This window comes from Eubacterium sp. OM08-24 (genome assembly GCF_003438075.1).
GTDB lineage: Bacteria > Bacillota > Clostridia > Oscillospirales > Acutalibacteraceae > Ruminococcoides.
This window is the reverse complement of sequence record NZ_QSTA01000004.1, coordinates 136,851-145,536: the sequence shown is the minus strand read 5'-3', so window position 1 is coordinate 145,536 and position 8,686 is coordinate 136,851. Positions and strand designations below refer to the sequence as shown.

General features: G+C 36.8%; 6 protein-coding genes. 2 read left to right on the top strand and 4 right to left on the bottom strand.

Going from position 1 to position 8,686, the window contains the following annotated elements:
• Positions 1-673 precede the first annotated feature (673 nt).
• Complete coding sequence (locus DXC23_RS08505) at positions 674-1,297, top strand: cytidylate kinase-like family protein (protein WP_117705682.1); 624 nt, start codon at positions 674-676, stop codon at positions 1,295-1,297.
• Between the two features lie 278 nt (positions 1,298-1,575).
• Here DXC23_RS08505 and DXC23_RS08500 read toward each other — a convergent pair whose 3' ends face one another.
• A complete protein-coding gene (locus DXC23_RS08500; protein ID WP_117705681.1) occupies positions 1,576-2,313 on the bottom strand; it encodes a M23 family metallopeptidase in 738 nt (245 codons plus the stop codon).
• A gap of 169 nt (positions 2,314-2,482) precedes the next feature.
• On the opposite strand from DXC23_RS08500, the gene putP reads away from it, so the two are divergent.
• On the top strand, positions 2,483-4,033 hold the full coding sequence (putP, locus tag DXC23_RS08495; RefSeq protein ID WP_117705680.1) for a sodium/proline symporter PutP: 1,551 nt from the start codon (positions 2,483-2,485) through the stop codon (positions 4,031-4,033).
• Between the two features lie 54 nt (positions 4,034-4,087).
• Here putP and DXC23_RS08490 read toward each other — a convergent pair whose 3' ends face one another.
• Genes DXC23_RS08490 through DXC23_RS08480 form a run of 3 tightly spaced genes read right to left on the bottom strand, consistent with a single transcriptional unit; the run spans position 4,088 to position 8,683 of the window.
• Positions 4,088-5,293 carry a HAMP domain-containing sensor histidine kinase gene (locus DXC23_RS08490; RefSeq protein ID WP_117705679.1) on the bottom strand — a complete coding sequence of 402 codons (1,206 nt, stop codon included), beginning with the start codon at positions 5,291-5,293 and terminating at the stop codon, positions 4,088-4,090.
• The gene (locus DXC23_RS08485) at positions 5,290-5,946 is read right to left on the bottom strand and encodes a response regulator transcription factor (protein WP_117705678.1); all 657 of its coding nucleotides are present in this window, start codon (positions 5,944-5,946) and stop codon (positions 5,290-5,292) included. The genes DXC23_RS08490 and DXC23_RS08485 overlap by 4 nt, the downstream gene beginning before the upstream one ends.
• Positions 5,947-5,995: 49 nt before the next feature.
• Positions 5,996-8,683: an ABC transporter permease gene (locus DXC23_RS08480; RefSeq protein WP_117705677.1), complete on the bottom strand. Its 2,688-nt coding sequence runs from the start codon at positions 8,681-8,683 to the stop codon at positions 5,996-5,998.
• Between the last annotated feature and the right edge of the window lie 3 nt (positions 8,684-8,686).

Here is an 8,686-nt window from a genome sequence, read left to right as displayed (position 1 = left end):
TTTTTGTTTGTCAACACTTTTTTCAAACTTTTTAAAAAGTTTTTTGAAATCTCTTTCAAAACTTTTTAATAGCTTTACTCTGTGCTCTCAAACTTTTCTGTTGTTTTTGTGCTTTCCTCAAGCGACGAGTGTTATTATATCACGCCTTTTTACAAATTGCAACCCCTTTTTTCAAATTTTTTAAAAAAATTTTTACTTCATCTTTATAAACACAATATATCGTGTTTACATAATGCGTATATACTATTATTAGTCTGTGAAAATACAATATAAGTTATATATCTATATTAATGTATCACGATTTTGCAAAAATAAGTGCTGTTTCTGGATTTAATTCTTAAATTGCTTTTATCTTAATATAGATATAATGATATTAATAATCCGTCTTAATCCTATAAGGTTGGCAGATCAATAGGTCGGTTGTTTTAAAATCTACATTTATTTACTATATAATAGTATTAACAACCATCTTCGTACAAACTCAATATATTTCTTATACGCTATACAGTAATAGTGCACAAAGCAACTCAAATCAATTTAGATTGATTACACAAATTTTGTAAAAGTTGTATAATTCATTTGATTTTTTTAAAAAATATGATATTATATATATGTATAGAGTGAGTATTTGAACTTACTTTACTATACATTTCTTTGCACCGGAGGTTATGATATGAGCTGCAAAAACATTATTACAATTACAAGACAGTACGGTTCAGGTGGTCACGACATCGGAAAGGCACTTTCTGAGCGTCTTGGCATTCCATTCTATGATAAAGAGCTTATATCTTTAGCAGCCAAAGAAAGCGGAATCAGTCCTGAGGTATTTGAAAATGTTGATGAGAAGGCAACAAACAGCCTTTTGTACTCTCTTTCTTTAGGACTTTATAATTATGGTAACGGTTTTTCATCTATGGGTGATTTACCTGTTAATGATAAGCTCTACATTTTACAGCATAAGATTATTAAAAGTCTTGCCGATGAAGGTCCGTGTGTATTTGTTGGCAGATGCGCAGACTATGTTCTTAAGGAACACCCTAACCTTGCGAAGGTATACATTTATGCTGATATAGATGTAAGAACTAAGAGAGCAGTTGAAAGACAGAGTATTGATCCCGCTCGTGCAAAGCAGGCGGTATTGAAAGCAGACAAAAACAGAGCGAACTATTACAGCTTTTATTCAGGAAAAAAGTGGGGCTTGGCAGATAACTACGATTTATGCATTAACAGCACTCGTCTATCTATCGAGCAGGCAGTTGATATTATTTGCGGATACTTAGATGTTATCAATAAATAAGACTGCATAAAGACTACACTTCCTGAATATAATGGTATCGTTTACTATACTATAATTTAAGGAGGTGTTTTTATGAGAATTATCGTAATGGATATTGATGATTTTATCTTTGGTAATGAAGAATGGCATCAGAGCGAAAGATAACCGTACTAATGAATTGTAAATCGTGAATACGAATAAGATAAAAGTGATGGCTGAAATCAACCATCACTTTTTTGTTTGCCCCTGAAACGATACGAGGGCGTGATTAATATATATCTATGATAAAAACGAAGATATTATTCTCCGTTGCTGATAAATGAAAGCGGATCTGCATACTGTCCGTCTATTTTTACTGCGATGTGAATGTGATTTTTATCGTGCACCTCGCAGGGCACAGCTCCCATAACGCCGATTTTACTGCCATTCTCCACAGAATCGCCCTCTTTTACGGTAATTCCGTTAAGACCACTGTAAATTACTACCGCATTGTCTGTTGCAATTTCAACCGTTTTGCCATACATTTTGTCATCAGCTACTCTGATTACCGCTCCGCCTGTCATTGCGGTTACCTCATCACCAAGCTCGCCTGCAAAATCCACACCTAAGTGCGATTTCCATACATTCAGGCTTTTGTAGTAAACAGTTTTTTCGCTGTATTCCCTTATAATATTTTTCTGATTTAGCGGATAACCAAGTGTTAAGTCGGTAGAAAGCATAGTCTGCAAAGCGCTTTTTGTGGTATCCTGTTCGTCTGGCTCGGTATACTGCGGAATTGTAGCCGATAAAGTCGGAATTGTCATTTCCTCTGTCAGTTTTGGCACTGTTGTCGGTGCGACAGTTTCGGTAACACCTGTCATACGGTTATTTACCTCTGCCGCTGCGGTTGTTGACTGCTCGGTCGGCTCTTTTCCCGATATAGTATTGTATGTTGAATACACTGCCATTGTTACGGCTATAAGACAAATTGAAAGTGCAGTATAAAAACCTGCCTTTTCATATCTGCTCTTTTTCTTTCTGCTGTTATTTTCGCTCATAAATAGCACCTCCGTTGTTATTATTGGCTCTGCTGTAATAAATATACAATTATATAAAAATATTTTATTGTATAAATCTGCTACAACATTGAATTTACTTGATTTTTTTGCTGAAATTTGGTACTATTAAAGAGTATTTGTGTTTAATAACAAAATAGAGGAGGAAAATATGAGTACAGCAAATATAATAGTTTTATGCTCCTTTGCGGCATATATGGTCATTATGATAATTATTGGCTTTGTATCGTCTAAGGGCACAAAGAACAACGAGGACTATTTCCTCGGCGGACGAAATCTTGGCGGCTGGACCGCCGCACTCTCGGCACAGGCATCAGATATGAGCGGTTGGCTGCTTATGGGACTTCCGGGTTCGGTGTATCTTGCAGGAACCGGCGAGGTATGGATAGCAGTCGGACTTTTGATTGGTACTATACTAAACTGGTATATTGTTTCGGCAAGACTTAGAAAATACACAATTGTAGCAGGAAACTCGCTTACAATACCGAGCTTTTTCCAGAATCGTTATCGTGACGATAAGGGCGTAATAAAAATGGTATCTGCCATTATTATTGCAATCTTCTTTACAGTATATACAGCCTCGGCGTTCAGCTCGGGAGCTAAGCTCTTTGCAACACTTTTCGGCAACGGAGAAAATTATGACACTGTATATACCATCGGTCTTATAGTTGCTGTAATTGTAATTCTTGTTTATACATTCCTGGGCGGATTCAAGGCTGTTTGCTACACAGACTTTATACAGGGACTGTTAATGCTTGTTGCGATTATGGCGGTTCCGATAATCGCTTATGTATCGCTTACATACAGCAACAGCTTTTCACAATCACTTATAGACAGCGGTGTAACAACCCCCGATAACTACCTCAACTTCTTTAAAAATGATGACGGTTCTAATGTTTCAGCCGTTTCTATCATTTCTAACCTTGCATGGGGTCTCGGATACTTTGGTATGCCACATATTCTTATCAGATTTATGGCTGTAAAGAGTGACTCCGAAATTAAGAAATCAAGGAAAATCGCTATTGTATGGGTTATCATTTCACTTGCCGCATCTTGCCTTATCGGACTTGTTGCAAGAGGATACCTTACAACAAACCTTGATTCAACAGCAAGCGAAACAGTATTCATCAGACTTATTCAGCAGATCTTCTCCGATAACGGAATAATGATATTCATCGGCGGTATATTCCTTTGCGGTATTCTTGCGGCTATTATGTCAACAGCCGACAGCCAGCTCCTTGTTACCGCATCTGCCGTATCTGAAGATATTTACAAGGGCGTAAAGAAAAACGCTACCGAAAAAAGCGCCCTTAACATCGGTAAGATTGCCGTAATCGTTGTAGCAATCATCGGTTTTGTAATCGCAATCAACCCTAATTCAAGTATTATGGGACTTGTTTCCGATGCATGGGCAGGCTTTGGCTCAGCATTCGGCCCTGTTGTTCTTCTTGCATTATTCTGGAAACGCTCAACTCTCGCAGGCGCTATCAGCGGTATGGCAACAGGAGCACTAACAGTTATTGTTTGGGACTATTTACCGCTCGTAAACGGTGTAACTCTTTACAAAACAACAAATCTTTATTCTCTTGTTTTAGGTTTTGCGCTTGCGCTTATCGTAAATATTATAGTTTCTCTTATAGCAAAGAAACCTTCAAAAGAAATTCAGGACGAGTTTGATTCAATTAAAAGTATTGAAATTTAAGATATAAAATTATGGGTTGTCACTCAGTTGTGGCAACCCATTTTTGTTTTATATTTAATTATTAAAAAACTTAATTACAAACTCACTGCCTGCACCAAGCTCAGATGACACGCCGATATATCCGCTCTGCTTTTCAATAATCGACTTTGCAAGGGCAAGTCCTATGCCCACACTGTCATCACTTGAATTTTTGCCCTTATAAAATCTCTCAAATATGTGCGGCAAATCTTCTTTGTCTATACCGCTGCCGTTATCCTTTATACTGATTTTCGTATAAAGTTTATTTTGCTCAGCGGTTATTTTTATGTTTCCGTTGTGCGAGTGCTCAATACAGTTTTTAATTATGTTCGTAATAGCCTCACAAAGCCATTTTCTGTCGCAATTAAGAATTATGTTGTTGCACTCGGTTTCAAGTCTTACACCCAAAATTTCAGCCATTACAGCGGTATTTTTAATACATTCATCAACAATGCTTTTCACCTCAACCTGCTCATATCTGAATTTAACCGCCTCTGCGTCAAGTTTTGATAATTTAAGCAGGCTTTGCACCAAAAAAGAAATAGTATTCGTGTTGTGCTTAATATCATTTAAAAATTCACGCCTGATTTCAAGCGGCATATCGTCATCATCTAAAATATTCTCCACCATAACAATTATTGAAGTGAGCGGAGTTTTGAGCTGATGTGAAATATCCGACAATGATTTTTGCAGGTTTTCCTTGTCTTTCCTTGAATTTTCCGCCTGCTCTCTGAATTTTACGGTTGTACGGTAAATCTGATTATCAAGCAGAGAAAGCTCGTCCTCGCTGTTCTCGTCAATCTGCAATGAATAATCGCCAAGGTTAATACGCTCAATCCGCTTTGCTATTTCCATAGTCTGTTGCTTTTGCATTTTTAAATATAATAAAAATACCACTATAAAAGCAATGCCAAAGGCTAAGCAAATAATTGCCGAAATAACTACATATTTATACGAGCCTTGATTGCCGTAAGAAATCCAGTCGCTTTTTAAGTCAATTCCGTATTTTTCTAAAATCTCAATATCATCTTCGACAGCTGTTTTGTCATTGAGTATTTCAGCAATTTCCTTTTCGCTTATATCGGGATATTTTTCAAGCATTACGGCTACAAGCCGATTAACGGTACTGTTGGTTGTTTTCCTTACATTTTCAAGGCAGACTGCCGTACAAACAGCCGAGATAATACAGAAAAAAGCTGTTAGCGCAAGGCACAGCGCAACAAATCTATATGACTTCTTCATTTGCTGACCTCCGCAACCTGATACCCCATTCCCTTTACCGTTTTTATTATATCCGCATCAAGCTTTTTGCGTATTCTTTTGATATATACGGTAAGCGTATTGTCGTTTACAAAGTTGCCCGATACATCCCATATTTTTTCAAATATCAGTTCTCGTGTTACCACTTTACCTGCATTTTGCATTAACAGCGACAATAATTTATATTCAAGTGCGGTAAGTTCAAGCTGTTTTCCGTTTTCAAACACCGCCGATTTGTCAAGGTCAAGCGTTACTCCCGAAACAGTTATTATATCCTTTTTGCTGTTCTTATTTGCCGCACGCTTGATTCGTGCAATAAGCTCCCTTGTGGAGAACGGCTTTGTTATGTAGTCGTCAGCGCCAAGCTCAAGTCCGTTTACCACACTGTCCTCGTCATCAACGGCAGTAAGAAAAATGACAGGCAAGTCGCTGTATTTGCGTATTTTCCCGAATAAATCAAAGCCGTTGCCATCGGGAAGTGTTATATCAAGTACCGCTATATCATAATTAAACGGAGCCTTTTGCATTGCCTCATTAAAACTTACGCAATACTCGCAATCGTAGCCGTTTTGTGCAAAGGCATATTCAAGCCCTTTAATTATACTTTTGTTGTCCTCAACAAGCAGTATCTTCATACTAACACTTCCCTTCTTTTGTGATTATATCACCCTGTAAGCCGATATGTCAAATATTATCGTTTCTTATTGTTTCAATTATATTCTGCTTATTCACCTTGCTTATTGACAGTTTCATAATAAGCCATACAACCGAGAAAACAAACACAATGCTGATAAGCACCGCCATGGTTGGGAATGAATACTCAAGCATAATGGTATTTCCCGTAGCCTTAAATATAGCATAACCTCCGAGCAATCCGAGCGGAACACCGATAAGCAAGGATTTTAAACCGTAGAACAAACTTTCAAGTCTTATCATTCTGTTAAATTCTTTCTTTGTCATACCGATAGACTTGAGCATCGCAAATTCCTTACTGCGCAAACGCATATTGGTATTGATTGTGTTAAATACATTTGTTATACCGATAAGTGAAATTACAATAATAAAACCGTAAGCAAAGATTGCAATAATAAGCACAACGGCATTCATCTGTTCTTTTTGCTCGTTAATATTAAAAACATCAAGATTTTCTATATCAAGATTATTTATATATTCTACCGTATTTACAGGGTCAGCCGAATCAATAACAATGACTCTTGTTGTATAGTCATTATCCTCGCCAAACAGCTTTTTAAAATAATCCTCACTTACAAGCACACTTCCCTCAATTTGGGTACTCATAATACTTGAAACTATAGACCCCGGCACTTCCTTATTAATTGTATCATATATAACAAGGTCAACAGACTTATAATCATCCGGATTATATACAAAATCAGGATCTGTTTTCTGAATTTCTTTAATATCATCCTCAGTATATGACGGGGTTCCGTTAGGATACAACTTTACAACAGTATTCATAGGCAAGTCAAATTCCTTACCCTTGATAAGAATATTATCCGAATTATAGTATTTAAAATCATTCGTAATAAGTGCTTTATCCTTGACATCATCATAATTATATCCAAGTGCGGTTACATACTCCTTAAAGCTCTTATTATCCACACCAAACACATACGCTAAATCGCCGCCCGGTAACTCTGCCGCTTTGGCATCCTCCGTATAATAATCGGTAAGCCCCACTATATTGCCATAATCATTTCCACAGGCTTTTATACTTGAATTTATATCCGTATCAGCAATGATTCTTTTGTAAATATTTTCGTATTCCTCGTATGACAGCTTATCGTTTGCATGTACAGTAATATTGTAAGGCATATCCTTAAAGTGATCACCTGCAATTTTTAATCCGTACTCAATAAAGGTGGAAATTGAAATAAACATTGCAACGGTAACAATAATAGAAATCACAGTAGTGCGGTACTTCTTTTTACTGCGTTTAAGGTTTTTATAGGCAATCTCTCCACCCACACCAAACAGCTTTTTAATAAATTTCGGTGCTTTATAACTTTTCCTTTTATTTTTATTAATCTTAATATCATTGTTGCCTCTGATTGCGGTAATCGGAGCAATTTTTGAGGCTCTGAAAGCCGATGAAAGCGTAGAAAACAGAATAATAACCGCTGACATTACAGCAGAAATAACCGCTACCCACCATGGAACGGCATAAACAAATGAGATTCCGTTCAGCATATTTTCAAGCAATGCGTTCAAAATTACCACAAGCAGCGCAATTACACCTACGCCAAGCAAAATGCCTGCCGGAATACCGATTATGCCAAGCACAAAGCCCTCAAAAAGCACATTATGCCTTATCTGCTTTGATGTAGCACCGATTGAAGCAAGCATACCGTACAACTTTGTTTTTTCGGTAATTGAAATTGCAAAACTGTTGCGGATAACAAAAATACTTGAAATTGCAATAATTACAATAATTATTACAGCTAATGAAAAAAGCATTCTCATATACTCGTCACTTAGCGCAAAGCCTTTGTATCTCAGCAAATCTTTGTTTATATCCGCCTCATCAAAATCACCGTTTTCAAGATAAACTTCAAAATTATTTTTTAAACTCTCAAAATCGTCACCCGTTAAATTTAAAATTTCACCGCTCGTTGTAATATAATCTTTTTCACCGTCTGATGTAAAACTTATAAACAAATCATTTATATCGGCATTTTCTTCAGCTAAAGTGAAAGCGGAACTGCTTGCAGAAATGCTGTCTGCCGCAAAATATGATGAAGAAACCTTATTAAACACACCTACAACAGTGTAAGTCTTTTTATGAGTATCGACCAGCTTTTCTGTACCATTGGTGTCATTAAAATAATCCGTATCATCTAAAGGTATTTCGTCACCCGAAGCATAGACTCTCTTCCCCAAATCAAGAGCAACTGTATCTCCGATTTTATAGTCTGCCTTGCTGTTTTCAATTACACTCTGCGAAAGCACAAGTTCGTTTCCGTTTTGCGGAAGTCTGCCCTCTTTAAGTGTAACATTAAAACAGTCTGTAAATGATTTTTCGTTAAATGCTACCACATTTATGTACGGTTTTGTGTCAAATTTCGCCTGCGGCAGATATGCGCAACCGAGATTTTGTTTTATATAAATGTCCTTTACATTTCTGTTTGCCTGCGCATTGTCAATAATTTTTTTGTTTGCTCCTTTTACAAATAAATCATAATTACCCGTCATATTAATTTGTAAGTTTACCATTGTCTGTTGTGCGCTTGCCGCCATACCGGCAACAACCATAATCAAAGCGCACGAAAGCATAATACCGATAATCGTAACAATCGTACGGCTTTTATTCAACTTTAAATTTTTAACAGTAAGTTTATTCAGTATCTTCAAGCC

Coding starts and splice junctions, on each gene's coding strand:
- DXC23_RS08500 (WP_117705681.1), bottom strand. CDS start 2,313: ATGAGCGAAAATAACAGCAGAAAGAAAAAGAGCAGATATGAAAAGGCA.
- DXC23_RS08505 (WP_117705682.1), top strand. CDS start 674: ATGAGCTGCAAAAACATTATTACAATTACAAGACAGTACGGTTCAGGT.
- DXC23_RS08485 (WP_117705678.1), bottom strand. CDS start 5,946: ATGAAGATACTGCTTGTTGAGGACAACAAAAGTATAATTAAAGGGCTT.
- putP (WP_117705680.1), top strand. CDS start 2,483: ATGAGTACAGCAAATATAATAGTTTTATGCTCCTTTGCGGCATATATG.
- DXC23_RS08490 (WP_117705679.1), bottom strand. CDS start 5,293: ATGAAGAAGTCATATAGATTTGTTGCGCTGTGCCTTGCGCTAACAGCT.